This window comes from Fructilactobacillus sp. X2R1C1, from assembly GCF_059901435.1.
Window position 1 is genome coordinate 91,106 of record NZ_JBWXUV010000001.1, and the last position, 16,425, is coordinate 107,530.

Consider the following 16,425-nt stretch of genomic DNA (forward strand, 5'->3'; position numbering starts at 1 on the left):
GTATAAAGCGCTTACATATTGATTGCAATAGTTTACCACAAAAATTGTTAAAAACTTAACTTAGAAATAACAAAAAGCTGGACTATTCACGTAGTCCAGCTTGATCTTATTTTTTCTTCGCAATTTTACCCTGTTGAATGTAAACGGAGAGAATGGCAATGTCAGAAGGATTGACTCCACTGATTCGGGCAGCCTGTGCGATCGTCTCCGGTTGGATTTTCTCCAATTTTTGGCGACCCTCAGTTGCGATCCCATCAATTACGGAGTAATCAATGTGATCAGGAATCTTTTTGGATTCCATTTTCTTCATGCGGGCGACCTTATCCTCTTCTTTTTTGATATAGCCAGCGTACTTCGTTCTGATTTCAACTTGTTCAACCACTTCTGGATCCAATTTTTCGTCGGGTCCCGGAATAAAATCAAGTAACTTTTCGTAATTTACATACGGCCGACGTAAGAACTGCGCCGCGATGATGCCATCTTTCAATGGCTTATCACCTTGAGCTTCCACGAATTGATTGACCTGCTCACTCGGTTTAATTCGCACAGTGTTCAAACGCTTGATTTCATCCTCAACGGCATTGCGTTTTTCAACAAATTTGGCATAACGTTCGTCTGAAATCAAACCCAGCTGGTGACCAATGGGAGTCAGGCGCATGTCAGCGTTATCGTTTCTAAGCAAGAGTCGATACTCGGCTCGACTTGTCAAAAGTCGGTATGGTTCGTTGGTTCCCTTAGTAACCAGGTCATCGATTAAGACGCCAATGTATCCTTGGTCCCGCTGCAAAATCAACGGGTCTTTCCCCTGAATTTTAAGAGCGGCATTAATTCCAGCGATCAAGCCTTGTCCCGCGGCCTCTTCGTATCCCGAGGTTCCGTTGGTTTGACCCGCGCTAAATAATCCACTAACTTTCTTGGTTTCAAGGGTTGGCTTCAATTGATATGGAGAGATAATGTCATACTCGATCGCATAACCGGGACGCATCATCTTCGCGTCTTCAAGTCCCTTCACAGAATGTAACATCTGTTGTTGAACCTCTTCTGGAAGGGAGGTCGACATCCCATCGACGTACCACTCTTCGTTGTGGCGTCCTTCTGGTTCTAAGAAGACCTGGTGACGCTTCTTGTCCGCAAACCGAACAACCTTGTCTTCAATTGACGGACAATAACGGGGACCGACTCCTTCAATGACACCGGTAAACATCGGAGCGCGATCCAAATTATCCTTGATAATCTGATGGGTTTCTTCATTAGTGTACGTCAACCAGCACGAAATCTGCTTTGAAACCGGTAAATAATCGGCATACGGAGTGGTGTAACTGAAATGATGGGGCGTTTCGTCGCCCGGTTGCTCCTCCGCTTCATCGTAGTGAATGGTATCACCGTTGACACGCGGTGGCGTTCCCGTCTTAAATCGTTTTAGTTCAAAGCCCAAATCTTCCAGGTTTTCTGAAAGATGAATGGCTGGAATTGAGTTGTTTGGGCCCGAGGAATACATCAGTTCACCGATAATGATCTTACCACGAGCGGCCGTCCCGGCACAGATCACCACGGCTTTGGAGTAATATTTGGCACCCGTATTGGTAACCACACCCTCAACCTGATCGTCTTTCACGATCAGACGTTCTACGATTCCCTGACGAAGCGTCAAGTTGGGTTCTTTTTCCAGGGTGTTCTTCATTTCATGATGGTAGGCGTGCTTATCAGCTTGCGCTCGTAAAGCTCTGACGGCGGGACCCTTCCCGGTGTTTAACATCCGCATCTGAATGTAGGTCTTGTCGATGTTTTTCCCCATCTCACCACCAAGGGCGTCGATTTCTCTTACGACCGTTCCCTTAGCGGGGCCACCAACCGACGGATTACATGGCATAAACGCCACCATATCAAGATTAATTGTCACAAGCAGTGTTTTTTGACCCATGCGGGCAGCGGCTAGTGCAGCTTCACAGCCAGCGTGGCCGGCTCCAACGACGATGACGTCGTAATCGCCACCGTTGTAGGTCTGCTTCACTTCTTGCTGTATCATTTTATTCATTTAAAAACCTCCATTGAGTCAAAGTCTTATTTCCCCAAACAGAACTGACTAAATAATTGATCCAATAATTCGCCATCGTAACTATCACCGGTAATTTCACCAAGTAAATCCCAAGCGTTCGTCATGTCAATTTGAACTAAATCAACGGGCATCCCGTTATTTAACCCATTTTCAACGGACTGAAGGGAATCACTGGCCTGTTGTAAGAGACTGATATGCCTGGCATTGGTGACCATAACGTCGTTTTGAGAACTCTTAATGCCACCAGTAAAGAACATCTTCGAAATCGTATCCTCTAAGGATTTGGTTCCGTTATCCTTTACGGCTTGGGTCTTAATCACGTTATCAGCATGATAGCGGTTCTTTAACTCATCAACATCAATTTTTTCTGGTAAATCCGTTTTATTTAATAGGATAATCCGTTTACTGTGTTGCGTTAAATCCAAGAGTTCACGATCTTCATCGGTTAACGGCTCACTAGCATTTAACACTAATAAGACTAGGTCAGCCTGCTTAATCGCTTTTCTAGAACGATCGACTCCAATTTTTTCGACCTTATCCTCGGTGTCACGAATTCCGGCAGTATCCACCAAGTGCAGTGGCACTCCCGAAACGTTCACGTATTCGTCCAAAACGTCTCGTGTGGTACCCGGAACGTCGGTCACAATCGCCTTGTCTTCGTGTAAGAGTCGGTTCAACAAACTCGACTTGCCCACGTTCGGACGTCCAATGATGGCGGTGTTTAAACCATCTCGTAAGACTTTTCCTTGTTTAGCAGTTTTTAGCAATTGGTCAATCTGCGCCTTTAGTTCCTTGGACTTATCCATTAAAAGCTTCGACGTCATCGTCTCCACGTCATCGTACTCAGGGTAGTCAATGTTGACTTCGACCTGAGCCAGCACGTCTAAGATGTCTTGACGCAGGTGCTTAATTAAATGAGAAAGGTTCCCATCGAGCTGATTTAAAGCCGCTTTCATCGATTCGTCAGTCTTCGCTTCAATCAGATCCATCACGGCTTCCGATTGTGAAAGGTCCAGACGTCCGTTTAAAAAGGCTCGCTTAGTGAATTCACCCGGCTCCGCCATTCTGGCACCGTTACTTAAAGCCAACTGCAAAATCTTGTTGGTTGCCACAATTCCACCGTGACAGTTAATCTCAATAATATCTTCCTTGGTATACGTCTTGGGTGCTCTCATGACCGAGACCATCACTTCATCAACTTCACTGTTGTGGTCTGCTGGATCAACAATGTGACCATAGTTAATCGTGTTCGATGCCACCTTTTCGAGGTTCTTGCCCCGATAAATCTTTTCAGCCACTTTCATTGCATCCGATCCACTAACCCGGACAATCGAAATGCCACCTTCACCAGGTGGGGTCGAAATTGCCGCAATAGTATCGTAATCAGTCGTTGTCAGTGCCATTTTGAAAACTCCTTTCTTATTTTTAATCGCATAAAAAAAGTACTTAAGCCACGCCCGTTGCGTGGATAAAGTACTTTCACTACTTTACCTATTCGAATTTACAATCCTACACATAATAGGACGAAAGTTTTATTTTGTCAATCATTTTACCGTGGAGCTACTACGATTGAACGATGGGGTTCCCGTCCTGCCGAATACGTCATCACGTAGGGGTTATCTTCCAGCGTCACGTGAATCTGTTTGCGCTCAAAAGATGGCATCGGGTCCAGATAGACCGGCTTGCCAGTGGCAGCGACCTCTCTTGCGGTTCGCTCAGCTAGACTGGTAAGGATCTGAAGTCTCCGACTGCGATAATTAGCCGTATCCAGCTCAACTTCAAGGTAGCTAATCCCCATGTTATTTAGATAAATCCCACTTAACTCCTGTAAGGCATTGATGGTCCGACCGTGTTTGCCAATCAAAAGACCCTCTTTGGGCGTATCAAAATTAATGATCACGTGCCGATTGTTGGGCATCTCATAACTTAGTTCGGCCTCAATCCCCATCTGATCAGTAATTGCTTGTAAATATTTAATTAGTCCACTAATAGCTTCAACGTTTCTAGCGTGACGATCCTCTGTTTGAACTGGATTAGCAACCGCCGTGCTCGCTTCTCTTTTAATTTTTAACTTGCCACCTGCTGGTTTTGGGTCTGGAGAAGATGATTTCAATTCCATTTCAACTTCTGCGGGATGTTTAAAAAGTCCGAAAAATCCCTTACTTGCAGTTTTAATAACTTTAATTTCAACATTATTTCGATTAGTATCAAGTGATTTTAAGCCATTTTTAACGGCTTCTTCGATGGTGGCTCCGATGTATTTCGTCATTATTGTTCTCCTATTTTTGTAAACGTCTAACGCTATTAATCTTAGCACAAATTAAATAGCTGTTGGAATAGGATTTTAGAGATGTAATATTACATTTGTCACAAAAATAAAAAAAGCAGACCAACGTCTGCTTTTTGTTTAGTAATCTATTTGTGATGTTTACTCTGCTTGGCCTTTCGAATGGCCTTTTTAACGGCGCGATCGTGTTGACGCTTTTCACGTTCTTTTTCTTCACGTTCACGATTAATCTTCCAAGGGTTCTGAATCAATAACGTTTGAACTACTTGGAACGCGTTGGTTACCACCCAGTATAGTGACAAAGCTGATGGCACGTTTAACGCGGTGAAGAAGATAATGATTGGCATCCCAATCGTCATCATCGTGGTCATTCCGTTTGATTCGGGTTGACCCTTCATTGACAACCACGAACTAAGGAACGTAAACACGGCGGCCAAAACTGGCAGAATGTAGTACGGATCTGGAGTTCCCAGCTGTAACCACAAGAAGTGACCAGTTCGAAGGATATGAGTTCGCCAGATGGCTTGATACAAGGCGAAGATCACTGGCAACTGGACTACCATTGGCAAACAGCCGGCCCATGGATTAATTCCTGCTTCCTTGTAGAGCTTTTGCTGCTCAGTCTGCAGTTTTTCCATGGTCTCTGAATCTTTACTGGAGTACTTCTTTTGCAGGGCCTTCAATTGGGGCTGAATTTCCTGAGTCTTCTTCATACTCTTGGTCTGATACATCATTAACGGAAGAAGAATAATTCTAACCAAAATGGTGAAGAGGATAATTCCAATTCCATAGTTATCGCCAAAGAACTTTGATAACCAAATAATCACTCTTGAGAAATTCAAGACAACTAAGCCATCCCAAATTCCTTTACTATGACTAGTAATTGGGGCGTTACTACATGCCGTAAGCACCAGACCAATACTGGCAATTGCAAGTGTAGTAGCGATTCGTTTAAGTTTTTTCAATTTTATTCCTCGCTATAATCAGAATCTAGTAAATGAGCTAACTTTAAAACATGAATTAGACTTGCCTTAACGTCTTTTTGTGACATCGCATCCGCTCTCGGTCTCGCAATGATTAAAAAATCAACGTCCGTTTTTAGGTCTGGCTTTAATTCGGTGATCGACTGGCGAATTCTACGTTTAACCCAGTTGCGATGCACGGCATTTCCAATCTTCTTTCCAACGGAAATCCCGATGCGGAAATGTTTTTGTCCCGGCTTTTCCAGTTGATACACGACAAACTGTCGATTAGCAACCGAATCATGTTTTTCGAAAACCTTTTGAAAGTCAGCTTCTTTTTTGACACGGTACGATTTTCTCATGAATAATCTCCAAGTATTTTCAAAAAATAATGAAAAAGACCACTGAATGGTCAGTGGCCTATGCCGATAATACTTTTCTACCTTTTTGACGTCGATGTGCTAACACTTTGCGACCTTTGCCAGTGCTCATACGTTTTCTAAATCCGTGAACGCGGTTTCTACGACGTTTCTTTGGTTGGTAAGTTCTTTTCATTACTAACCCTCCTTACTAATTAATCGCCTATATTAAATTGTTTATTCAATAGCTTTTCTAACTTATAGTATCACAAATCAACCAATCTTCAAATAGGGATTTTAAATTCATAGGTAACACTCCGTTCGATTCAAAAAAGTTTCATAAAATTTACTTGTGGATTATTGTGGATAACTCATCCCGTAATTAACACGAATTCAACACGTTTTTAAACAAAAACACAGCATGTTAACAACGTTAACCACAATCTGTGGATAAAATCAATAATCATGCTGACATCCCCGTCACATTAATAATTAGTTGTCCCCATTTTTGTGTTAATTACCTAAAATATTCGCATGATTTTGATATTTATTAACAATGCTGTGGATAAACAGTAAACAGGGTGTGAAACATTTGTCCACACCCTGTTTTTTCTGTGGAAAACTTTTTTTAAAAATGATATTATACATTCATAATTTAAACACAAGGAGTCACTCTCAATGGATCAAAACGAATTATGGAACAAAATTAAAAGCAAATTTAAAGCGGATCCGAAATTTGAGGGAACGACATATGATACATGGATCGCCACCGTGAACCCAATCTCATATGATGGCGATACCCTAACACTCGAATTACCATCCTCGCTTCACCGTGACTACTGGGAGAAAATGCTTAAAAGTCAGCTGGTTGAGTACGCTTATGCCATTACTTACAAGAATATTTCACCAAAATTTGTTCTAGAAGAAGAATTAAAAAAGAAGCAAACCCCAGCTCCTACACCGGAAGATGAGAACGAAAAATCATATAGTTACACCGATACGCACTTAGAGCCCAATTACACCTTTGAAACCTTCGTGATTGGACAGGGTAACAAGATGGCTCAGGCCGCAGCGCTAGCGGTCAGTGAGTCACCCGGAAAATTGTACAATCCACTCTTTTTATATGGTGGAGTTGGTTTAGGTAAGACCCACTTGATGCACGCGATTGGCAACAACATTATCAAACACGACCCGAGTCAGCGGGTGATGTACGTTACAAGTGAGAAATTTGCCAACGACTTTATCGGTGCCATCCAAAACAATAAGATGGATGATTTCAGAAACGTTTACCGAAACGTCGACGTCCTTTTAGTTGATGACATCCAGTTTTTTGGTAATAAAGAAGGAACTCAGGATGAGTTTTTTAACACCTTTCAAGCGTTATATTCCAATCACAAGCAGATTGTCTTAACGTCTGACCGTTTGCCAAACGAAGTGCCAAAACTAAAAGACCGGTTGGTCTCCCGGTTTGCGTGGGGACTATCCGTTGACATTACTGCTCCCGACTTGGAAACGCGAACCGCTATCCTTAGGGCCAAGGCCAAAGCTGACAACATGAACATTCCAGCGGACGCATTAGGCTACATTGCGAGTCAAATTGAGTCTAACGTCAGAGAACTGGAGGGGGCGTTATCAAGGGTTCAGGCTTTTTCCAAACTCAATAACGCTCCCATTGACACTGAACTAGTGGCAAACGCCCTAAGGCCGCTGAAGTTGGCCAAGGCGCGTTCGGCTCTGACCGTATCAGACATTATCTCGAAAGTCGCCTCTTACTATCACATTAGTGTAAAGGAAATTAAGGGCACCAAACGGGTCAAAGCCATCGTGGTTCCTAGACAGGTTGCCATGTACCTGTCACGTGAAATGACCGACAATTCGCTTCCAAAGATTGGCGACGAATTCGGTGGTAAGGATCACACTACCGTCATTCACGCCTACGACAAGATTAGTAAAATGTCCGCAAATGACTCTGATCTGAGTAAGCAAATCTCAGACATCAAGACGGAACTCCAGCACTAAGCGTTGCTCGGTTTAAAAATGTTATAATAACGGGTGTGGATAAACGGGAATTTAACCGTTGATTTACCCACAAAGTTATCCACAGTTGATAACTTTTATTCCGTAACTAATCATTGAGTTATCCACAGTATTAACAGTGCCTACTGCTTCTACTGTTTTTTATCTTTTTAATTAAGTAAATACACATGCACCACATTTTGAGGGGGAAATTTGGCAATGAAATTCGTAATTAACCGTAATGCTTTCATCAAAGCACTAAATACCGTATCAAGAGCAATCTCATCAAAAACGACCATTCCAATTTTGACGGGTTTAAAATTAGACGTATCAGAAAGTGACATTTTACTAACTGGTAGTAACGCTGACGTTTCAATTCAAACTAGCATTCAAGCTTCTAACCCGGATAATGAACTCACGATTAACTCAACTGGTAGCATCGTCTTACCAGCCCGTTTTTTTAGTGAGATCGTTAAAAAGTTACCCGACAAAACCATGTCATTAGAAGTTGGTGACAACTTTCAGACCACGATTAAGTCAGGTAACTCAGAATTTACGATCAACGGTCTTGATGCGAACGGTTACCCACATCTACCTGAAATTGATTCCGAGAATACGGTTGATTTAGCGGCTGATATTTTCAGACAGGTTATCGGACAGACGGTCATTGCGGTTTCAAAACAGGAAAGTCGGCCAATCTTGACCGGGGTGCACTTCACGCTTGCTAACAATAAGTTGCTTGCGGTTGCAACCGACAGTCACCGTTTAAGCCAACGAAGAGTTAGTCTTCCAGCTGATGATGACGGCAAGTTCGACGTGGTCATCCCAGGTGACAGTTTAAAAGAACTCTCACACATGCTTGACGGAATCGATCAAAACATCCAGATGAACCTGTCAGAGAATCAGGTCCTCTTTACCCTCGGTGACACCCGGTTCTACTCACGTTTACTTGAGGGCAATTATCCGGATACTTCGCGTCTGATTCCAAAGACTTCAAGTACCAAGATGGAGTTTGCGGCCGGTGACTTGCTCGCCGCAATCGAGCGGGCTTCGCTGTTGTCACATGAATCACGAAATAACGTCATTAAGTTGACGATTAAACCAACCGACCAGGTTGTTACCATTTCGGGGAATTCTCCTGACGTTGGAACCGTTGAAGAGGATTTAAAGCCAAAGACTTCAGAGGGCGATGACCTTGAAATTTCGTTTAACCCCGATTACATGAAGGAAGCTCTCAGAGTTTTTGGGCAAACTGACATTGAGATTGCGTTTACTTCAGCTCTTCGTCCGTTCACGCTGGTTCCAACCGAAAATAAAGAAGATTTCATCCAATTGATTACCCCAGTTCGAACCTTTTAATTAAGAATGATTATCAACGACCCTCTTTTTGAGGTCGTTTTTTTTATGTCTTTAAAATGAAACCAAATTATATTTACCAAAGACCTCAAAATATTAAAAAAGCTCATATTTCCATTTATTTACGAATATGAGCTTTTTAGATCATTTGAGGCATTTTTGTCTAGAAATGCGTACACGCGCATAAAACGCATAAAATCGCCCGATTTATGTACTTTTACCAAATTTTAGCGTATAATAGAAATAGATTGAAAGTGGGTGAATTCATGAAAAAAGACATTTTCATAACGACTCCGTACATAACTTTAGGGCAACTCTTAAAAGAAGAGAACATTGTTGAATCAGGTGGCAAAGCGAAGTGGTACCTAAAGGAAAATATGGTGTATCTAAACGATGAGCCTGAGAATCGACGTGGCAAGAAACTCTACCAGGGTGATACGGTCTCAATTCCAGACGTAGGGATGTTTTTTATTAAGACAAAGTAGGGTTAAGCATGCAGCTAGAAGAATTGAAATTACGCAATTTTCGTAATTATAAAGATGCTGACGTTCATTTCTCAGATGGAGTGAACGTGTTACTTGGACAAAACGCCCAGGGCAAAACCAATCTACTTGAAGCAATTTACGCGCTCGCACTTACCAAAAGTCATCGGACCACCACCAATCGTGATTTGATTAATTGGGAGGAGAACCATGCGCAATTGTGGGGTCGAGTTAAAAAGAACCATACTACCACTGAACTAGAGCTTGATTTTGGTAAAAATGGCAAGCGAGCCAAGGTCAATCACATTGAGCAGCCCAAGCTATCGTCTTACGTCGGGCAGCTGAACGTGATTTTGTTTGCTCCCGAAGATTTGTCGATTGTAAAGGGTTCGCCTCAGATTAGAAGGCACTTTATGGACATGGAGTTTGGCCAGATGAGTAATCGCTACTTATACAACATGACCCAGTACCGTCGAATTTTGAAACAGCGAAACGCCTATTTACGTGAACTATTACTTCACAAACAGAGTGATCTGGTCTACCTGGATGTACTGTCGGACCAGCTCTCAGCGTATGCGGCCGAGATTATTTTTCAACGCATCCAACTGATTGCCAAATTACAGAAATGGTCTTCGGCCATCCATTACGAAATTTCACAGCAAAAAGAAACGTTGCGATTTAAATACGTCACCGCGCTAAAAAAGACCGATTTAACGTCAGTGGAACGAATCTATCAGAGTCTGCTGGCTAAATTTAAGGCCAATCGAGATAAAGAAGTGAGGCAAGGAACGACGATCTTTGGGCCGCATCGTGACGATTTACACTTCATGGTTAACGGCAAGGATGTCTCTATATTTGGTTCACAGGGTCAACAGCGAACGGCGGCGTTATCCACGAAGTTGGCCGAGATCGATTTAATGAAAGAAGAAACCGGCGAATACCCGGTTTTACTACTTGATGATGTTTTGTCTGAACTTGATGAAAGTCGGCAGACCCACTTGCTGACTGCCATTCATGATCGGGTTCAAACCTTTCTAACCACCACAAGTATGAGTGGGGTCGCATCTGATTTAATCAACAATCCCAAGACTTTTCACATTGAAAAGGGAGTCATTGTATCCGAGTAACGTAGTTGAGGAGGAATTGTAGTGACTGATCAAGAAAAAGAAGCAAAAAGAGAACGGGCCGGGGAGTACGACGCTAGTCAAATCCAAGTCCTAAAGGGACTAGAAGCGGTCAGAAAGCGTCCCGGAATGTACATTGGAGCCACTAACGAACAGGGACTCCATCACTTAGTTTGGGAAATTATCGATAACGGAATTGACGAAGCGTTGGCTGGTTTTGCTGACGAAATCAACGTTACCGTGGAAAAGGATAACAGTATTACGGTCGTTGATAACGGTCGTGGGATTCCCGTGGATACCCAAAAAGATACCGGTAAATCGGCACTAGAGACCGTCTTCACTATCCTCCACGCTGGTGGTAAATTCGGCGGTGGCGGATACAAAGTGTCCGGTGGACTTCACGGAGTTGGAGCCTCAGTGGTAAACGCCTTGTCAAAGGAACTGGACGTTGTTGTTACTAAAGGTGGCAAGCGGTACTACATGGACTTTGAAAGGGGTCACGTCAAGACGCCAATGAAAGTCATTGGGGACGCACCCAGGGATGCTCACGGAACTAAGGTTCACTTTGTTCCCGATCCAGACATCTTCACCGAGACCACGACCTTTAACATGAAGACTTTAACCACGCGTGTCAGAGAACTGGCCTTTTTAAACAAGGGGTTAAGAATCACAATTAGAGACGATCGCCCCGAAAAACCCGTGGAACACGATTTCTTCTACGAAGGTGGAATTCGGCACTACGTCGAATTCCTCGATCGGGGTCGCACTCCAATCTTCAAGGATCCCATCTACATTGAGGGTCAGGAAAATGGCATCACGGTGGAAGTTTCAATTCAGTACACGAATGATTATCACAGCACTCTTTTGACGTTTACTAATAACATCAATACCTATGAGGGTGGAACCCACGAAGAAGGGTTCAAGCAGGCTTTGACCCGAATTATCAATAATTACGGGAGAAATAACAATTTAATTAAAGATAGCGAGCCGAACCTTTCTGGTGATGATGTTCGAGAAGGAATGACCGCGGTCGTTTCGGTTAAGCATCCCGATCCACAATTTGAGGGTCAGACCAAGACCAAACTTGGTAACTCTGATGCGAGAACCGCTACGAACCACATTTTCGGTCAGGAATTTTCCAAGTTCATGATGGAACATCCGCAGATTGCCGAACAGATTGTTGAAAAGGGTTCCGTAGCTTCTAAAGCGCGAGCCGCCGCAAAACGAGCTCGAGAAGTAACCAGAAAACGAAGCGGACTTGAAATCAACAGTTTACCCGGGAAGTTAGCTAACAACACCAGTAAGGACCCGAAAGTCTCCGAATTGTTCATTGTCGAAGGTGATTCGGCTGGTGGTTCTGCTAAACAGGGTCGTTCTAGATTGACACAGGCCATCCTGCCAATTCGTGGCAAGATTTTAAACGTTGAAAAGGCCACGATGGAAAAAATTCTGGCTAATGAAGAAATTCGTTCTTTGTTTACCGCGATGGGGACTGGCTTTGGCAGTGACTTCGACATTAGTAAGGTTAACTACCACAAGTTAATCATCATGACCGATGCCGATGTCGATGGGGCCCACATTCAGATTTTACTTCTAACCTTAATTTATAACTACATGCGTCCAATGATTGATGCTGGATACGTCTACATTGCCCAGCCACCGTTGTACCGAGTTCGTCAGGGAAACAAGTTCCAGCGATACGTTGATTCTGATGAGGAACTTCAGGAGTTGTTAGCTCAACTTCCAGCTTCACCAAAACCACAGATCCAACGATACAAAGGTTTAGGCGAAATGGATGCCTCACAGTTGTGGGACACCACCATGAATCCAGATCATCGTCGGCTTCTAAGGGTTACTTCTGATGATGCTTCGGCTGCTCAGGAAGCCTTCACCATGTTAATGGGTGAAAAGGTGGCTCCAAGACGGAAGTTTATTGAAGACAACGCAACCTTTGTTGAAAACTTGGATGTATAAATTGTTTCACGTGAAACAATTAGGTTAATTGACTGATTTAACAAGGAATGGAGGCAAAATCTCTTGGCAAATGAAGAAAATAATAAACCAAGTCGAGTTCAAAACATTGAATTATCGAAGAAGATGAGATCATCATTCTTGGATTATGCAATGAGTGTGATTGTGTCCCGTGCGCTTCCTGACGTTCGTGACGGTTTAAAACCGGTTCATCGTCGAATTCTGTACGATATGCACGAACTAGGAGTTACACCGGATAAGCCTTACAAGAAATCCGCGCGAATTGTTGGGGATGTTCTAGGAAAATTCCATCCTCACGGTGACAGTTCCGTGTATGAGGCCATGGTTCGAATGGCTCAGGAATTTAGTTATCGTTACATGTTAGTTGACGGACACGGAAACTTTGGTTCCGTCGATGGTGATGGTGCCGCTGCCATGCGTTACACCGAGGTGCGACTCTCCAAGATTGCGATGGAAATGTTGCGCGACATCAACAAGGACACCGTTGATTTTCAGCCCAACTACGATGGCACCGAACGTGAACCGGTGGTCTTACCGGCCAGAATTCCGAACCTCCTTTTAAACGGAGCTTCTGGGATTGCGGTTGGAATGGCCACTAACATTCCACCTCACAATTTAAGCGAAGTAATTAGTGCGATTCACATTTTGATGCGAAATCCAGACGCTACCACCAATGATCTGATGGAAGCTCTGCCCGGACCTGATTTCCCCACTGGGGGAGTGGTTATGGGTAAGTCTGGAATCAGAAAGGCCTACGAAACGGGTCGTGGTAGTATCATCGTTCGGGCTAAGGTTGACATTGAGGAACAAAAAAACGGCAAACAGCGCATTATTGCGACTGAATTGCCGTACATGGTCAACAAGGCTAAGTTAATCGAACGGATTGCTGAACTAGTAAGGGACAAACGAATTGAAGGTATTACCGCCATTAACGATGAGTCCGATAAGGACGGAATGCGGGTTGTGATTGATGTCAAACGGGATGCTTCAGCCGAAGTTATCTTGAACAATCTGTACAAGTTAACCCTGATGCAAACCTCCTTTAGTTTCAACATGCTAGCCATCGTTGATGGTGCGCCGAAAGTCTTGAGTCTGAAACAAATTTTGCAGTACTACCTGGAGTATCAGGTGGAAGTTATTACCAGAAGAACGAAGTTTGACTTACGTAAGGCTCAAGCTCGAGCTCACATTCTGGAAGGGTTACTGGTTGCTCTTGACAACATTGACGCCGTCATCAAGATTATTCGTAATTCCGCGACCGGCGATATCGCCAAAAACGAACTGATTAGCAATTTTGATTTAGACGACAAGCAAGCTCAGGCCATCTTAGACATGCGGCTGGTTCGATTAACCGGACTGGAACGTGGCAAGATTACCGACGAGCACAATAAATTACTGGCTAACATTAAAGATTACAAAGACATTTTAAACAGTCGAGATCGGATCAACGGCATTATTTACGATGAACTCCTTGAGATTCAGAAGAAGTTCGGTGACAAACGGCGGACCGAATTACTGGTTGGTGAAATTACCAGCATTGAGGACGAAGATTTAATTGAAGAGGAAAACGTCGTAATTACTTTGACCCACAACGGTTACATTAAACGGTTACCAACCGACGAGTTCAAGGCCCAGAATCGTGGAGGTCGTGGAATTCAAGGAATGGGCGTTAATAAGGACGATTTCATTGAACATCTCCTGTCAACGGCCACCCATGATCGACTCTTGTTCTTCACAAACGCTGGCAAAGTTTATAGTATGAAAGCTTACGAAGTCCCAGAGTACGGACGATCCGCGAAGGGAATTCCAATTGTTAACCTCTTAAATCTCGGTCAAAATGAGAAGATTCAAACGGTTATCAGTATTTCGTCCCAGCATAATGACGAGGACAAGTACCTGTTCTTTACAACGAAACTGGGAACGGTTAAACGAACCCCAGTCTCTGACTTCTTGAACATTCGAAAGAATGGTTTAAAGGCCATTCACTTACACGATAATGATGAAGTGATTGGCGTATCCATCGTGGATAACGGCGACAACATGATCATTGGAACCCACTTGGGTTACGCCGTTAGCTTTAGAGCTGATGACGTTCGCTCTATGGGACGTTCCGCTTCAGGAGTTAGAGGAGTTCGACTCAGACCAAACGACTATGTGGTTGGAGCGGCCATTTTGACACCTGACAGTGACGTGTTTGTCATTTCTGAAAATGGATACGGGAAACGCACGAAAGCCTCTGATTACCCGATCAAGGGTCGTGGTGGTAAAGGAATCAAGACGTCAAACGTTACCAAGAAGAATGGTCCCCTAGTCGGATTGAGTACCGTAACGGGTGATGAAGACATCATGTTAATCACTAATATGGGTGTTATGATTCGTTTTGCGGTTAATAACGTTTCAGAGACTGGTCGTGCCACCCTTGGAGTTCACTTAATCCGGGTCGACGATCATGCCAAAGTTGCGACGATGGCGGTCGTTGCTAAGGATGAGGAGAATGAATCAAAGGTCAATGAACCAGCTTCATCTACTGATCAATCCGAAGAATAATTTTTAAAAATAACACTACGTTAACGGTAGTGCTATTTTTTTGCCTAAATTTATGGTTAACATTCGTAAATTGGCACTTTCATATTGATTAAATGGTGCAATTCGATTATGATATTGGTTGTGTTTGAAACATTTAAACTAAATTTGACAAAATAGTTCGTAAAATAATCAAGGAGAGTTATGAAGATGGACGTGTTTGATTACGAAGATATTCAACTGATTCCGAATAAGTGTGTGGTCAATTCTAGAAGTGAGTGTGATACTTCCGTGGAATTTGGTGGCCGTAAGTTCAAGATCCCGGTCGTACCCGCCAACATGCAGACGGTCATTAATGCTGACTTAGCCGAAAGCCTCGCAAAAAACGGTTATTTTTACGTCATGCACCGTTTTCAACCTGAGAAACGACTTGATTTTGTTAAAAAGATGCACGCTGACGGGGTCTTTGCCTCTATCAGCATTGGGGTCAAGCCTGGCGAGTATGACTTCATTAAAGAGTTGGTCAAAGCCAGCCATCTTCCTGAATACGTCACGATTGACATTGCTCACGGATACTCGGATTCGGTCATCAATATGATTAAATTCGTCAAAGAACAGATGCCTGACACTTTCCTGATTGCTGGAAACGTTGGAACGCCAGAAGCCGTGCGGGCACTTGAAAATGCCGGAGCGGACGCTACCAAGGTTGGAATTGGACCCGGGAAAGCCTGCATTACCAAGATTAAGACCGGCTTTGGAACCGGAGGATGGCAGTTAGCTGCCATTCGGTACTGTGCGAAGGGTGCCAGAAAACCCATCATTGCTGACGGTGGAATTCGAACCGATGGCGATATCGCCAAATCGATTCGCTTTGGTGCTACAATGTGCATGATTGGATCGATGTTTGCGGGTCACAAAGAGTCGCCCGGTAAAAACGTTGAAAAGGACGGTAAGGAATACAAAGAGTACTTTGGGTCCGCATCGCAATTTCAAAAGGGCGCCTACAAGAACGTCGAGGGTAAGAAGTTGCTGGTTCCGTTTAAGGGCAGCATCTACGACACCTTACGGGAGATGCAAGAAGATTTACAGTCCTCAATTTCTTATGCTGGTGGAAAAGACATTGATGCCATTAGAAAAGTTGATTACGTGGTCGTAAAAAATTCAATTTATAATGGTGATTAAAAAAAGATTTAAAAAAAGCTTCGTATTTAATCATGTATCGCAAGTCAACGTCTCGAATGTCCTGTTGAAGTAAAAAACAATCAATG

At 43.4% G+C, this 16,425-nt stretch carries 13 protein-coding genes; 7 read left to right on the top strand and 6 right to left on the bottom strand.

Annotation, left to right across the window (positions count from 1 at the left end):
• Positions 1 to 106 precede the first annotated feature (106 nt).
• From mnmG to rpmH, 6 genes are all read right to left on the bottom strand, one after another.
• Positions 107 to 2,035, bottom strand: coding sequence for a tRNA uridine-5-carboxymethylaminomethyl(34) synthesis enzyme MnmG (mnmG, locus tag AC6UDG_RS00435; protein ID WP_500706075.1), 1,929 nt, complete (start codon positions 2,033 to 2,035; stop codon positions 107 to 109).
• A 26-nt stretch (positions 2,036 to 2,061) separates the two neighbouring features.
• The gene (mnmE, locus tag AC6UDG_RS00440; RefSeq protein WP_500706076.1) at positions 2,062 to 3,459 is read right to left on the bottom strand and encodes a tRNA uridine-5-carboxymethylaminomethyl(34) synthesis GTPase MnmE; all 1,398 of its coding nucleotides are present in this window, start codon (positions 3,457 to 3,459) and stop codon (positions 2,062 to 2,064) included.
• A 146-nt stretch (positions 3,460 to 3,605) separates the two neighbouring features.
• Entirely contained in the window at positions 3,606 to 4,325 is a 720-nt protein-coding gene (jag, locus tag AC6UDG_RS00445) for an RNA-binding cell elongation regulator Jag/EloR (RefSeq protein WP_500706077.1), read from the bottom strand.
• A 146-nt stretch (positions 4,326 to 4,471) separates the two neighbouring features.
• Positions 4,472 to 5,308 (bottom strand): YidC/Oxa1 family membrane protein insertase, encoded by an 837-nt coding sequence (locus AC6UDG_RS00450; protein WP_500696254.1) that lies wholly within the window; start codon positions 5,306 to 5,308, stop codon positions 4,472 to 4,474.
• Between the two features lie 2 nt (positions 5,309 to 5,310).
• Positions 5,311 to 5,667, bottom strand: a complete 357-nt coding sequence (gene rnpA, locus AC6UDG_RS00455) for a ribonuclease P protein component (RefSeq protein WP_500695946.1) — start codon at positions 5,665 to 5,667, stop codon at positions 5,311 to 5,313.
• A gap of 58 nt (positions 5,668 to 5,725) precedes the next feature.
• Complete coding sequence (gene rpmH, locus AC6UDG_RS00460) at positions 5,726 to 5,860, bottom strand: 50S ribosomal protein L34 (protein ID WP_500694208.1); 135 nt, start codon at positions 5,858 to 5,860, stop codon at positions 5,726 to 5,728.
• Positions 5,861 to 6,342: 482 nt separating this feature from the next.
• On the opposite strand from rpmH, the gene dnaA reads away from it, so the two are divergent.
• The 7 genes from dnaA (at position 6,343) to AC6UDG_RS00495 (ending at position 16,339) form a co-directional block, all read left to right on the top strand.
• Positions 6,343 to 7,683, top strand: coding sequence for a chromosomal replication initiator protein DnaA (gene dnaA, locus AC6UDG_RS00465; protein WP_500706078.1), 1,341 nt, complete (start codon positions 6,343 to 6,345; stop codon positions 7,681 to 7,683).
• A 216-nt stretch (positions 7,684 to 7,899) separates the two neighbouring features.
• On the top strand, positions 7,900 to 9,039 hold the full coding sequence (dnaN, locus tag AC6UDG_RS00470) for a DNA polymerase III subunit beta (RefSeq protein WP_500694206.1): 1,140 nt from the start codon (positions 7,900 to 7,902) through the stop codon (positions 9,037 to 9,039).
• 263 nt (positions 9,040 to 9,302) lie between these two features.
• Positions 9,303 to 9,521, top strand: a complete 219-nt coding sequence (gene yaaA, locus AC6UDG_RS00475; protein ID WP_500694205.1) for a S4 domain-containing protein YaaA — start codon at positions 9,303 to 9,305, stop codon at positions 9,519 to 9,521.
• An 8-nt stretch (positions 9,522 to 9,529) separates the two neighbouring features.
• A complete protein-coding gene (gene recF, locus AC6UDG_RS00480; RefSeq protein WP_500706079.1) occupies positions 9,530 to 10,645 on the top strand; it encodes a DNA replication/repair protein RecF in 1,116 nt (371 codons plus the stop codon).
• Between the two features lie 21 nt (positions 10,646 to 10,666).
• A complete protein-coding gene (gyrB, locus tag AC6UDG_RS00485; protein ID WP_500694202.1) occupies positions 10,667 to 12,616 on the top strand; it encodes a DNA topoisomerase (ATP-hydrolyzing) subunit B in 1,950 nt (649 codons plus the stop codon).
• Positions 12,617 to 12,739: 123 nt separating this feature from the next.
• Positions 12,740 to 15,181, top strand: a complete 2,442-nt coding sequence (gyrA, locus tag AC6UDG_RS00490) for a DNA gyrase subunit A (RefSeq protein WP_500706340.1) — start codon at positions 12,740 to 12,742, stop codon at positions 15,179 to 15,181.
• 186 nt (positions 15,182 to 15,367) lie between these two features.
• Positions 15,368 to 16,339 (top strand): GMP reductase, encoded by a 972-nt coding sequence (locus AC6UDG_RS00495; RefSeq protein WP_500706080.1) that lies wholly within the window; start codon positions 15,368 to 15,370, stop codon positions 16,337 to 16,339.
• Positions 16,340 to 16,425 lie beyond the last annotated feature (86 nt).

Bases quoted from the DNA above. Each gene is read 5' to 3' on its own strand.
- dnaN (WP_500694206.1), top strand. From the start codon at position 7,900: ATGAAATTCGTAATTAACCGTAATGCTTTCATCAAAGCACTAAATACC.
- recF (WP_500706079.1), top strand. From the start codon at position 9,530: ATGCAGCTAGAAGAATTGAAATTACGCAATTTTCGTAATTATAAAGAT.
- gyrA (WP_500706340.1), top strand. From the start codon at position 12,740: ATGAGATCATCATTCTTGGATTATGCAATGAGTGTGATTGTGTCCCGT.
- jag (WP_500706077.1), bottom strand. From the start codon at position 4,325: ATGACGAAATACATCGGAGCCACCATCGAAGAAGCCGTTAAAAATGGC.
- rpmH (WP_500694208.1), bottom strand. From the start codon at position 5,860: ATGAAAAGAACTTACCAACCAAAGAAACGTCGTAGAAACCGCGTTCAC.
- mnmG (WP_500706075.1), bottom strand. From the start codon at position 2,035: ATGAATAAAATGATACAGCAAGAAGTGAAGCAGACCTACAACGGTGGC.
- AC6UDG_RS00495 (WP_500706080.1), top strand. From the start codon at position 15,368: ATGGACGTGTTTGATTACGAAGATATTCAACTGATTCCGAATAAGTGT.
- yaaA (WP_500694205.1), top strand. From the start codon at position 9,303: ATGAAAAAAGACATTTTCATAACGACTCCGTACATAACTTTAGGGCAA.
- mnmE (WP_500706076.1), bottom strand. From the start codon at position 3,459: ATGGCACTGACAACGACTGATTACGATACTATTGCGGCAATTTCGACC.
- dnaA (WP_500706078.1), top strand. From the start codon at position 6,343: ATGGATCAAAACGAATTATGGAACAAAATTAAAAGCAAATTTAAAGCG.
- rnpA (WP_500695946.1), bottom strand. From the start codon at position 5,667: ATGAGAAAATCGTACCGTGTCAAAAAAGAAGCTGACTTTCAAAAGGTT.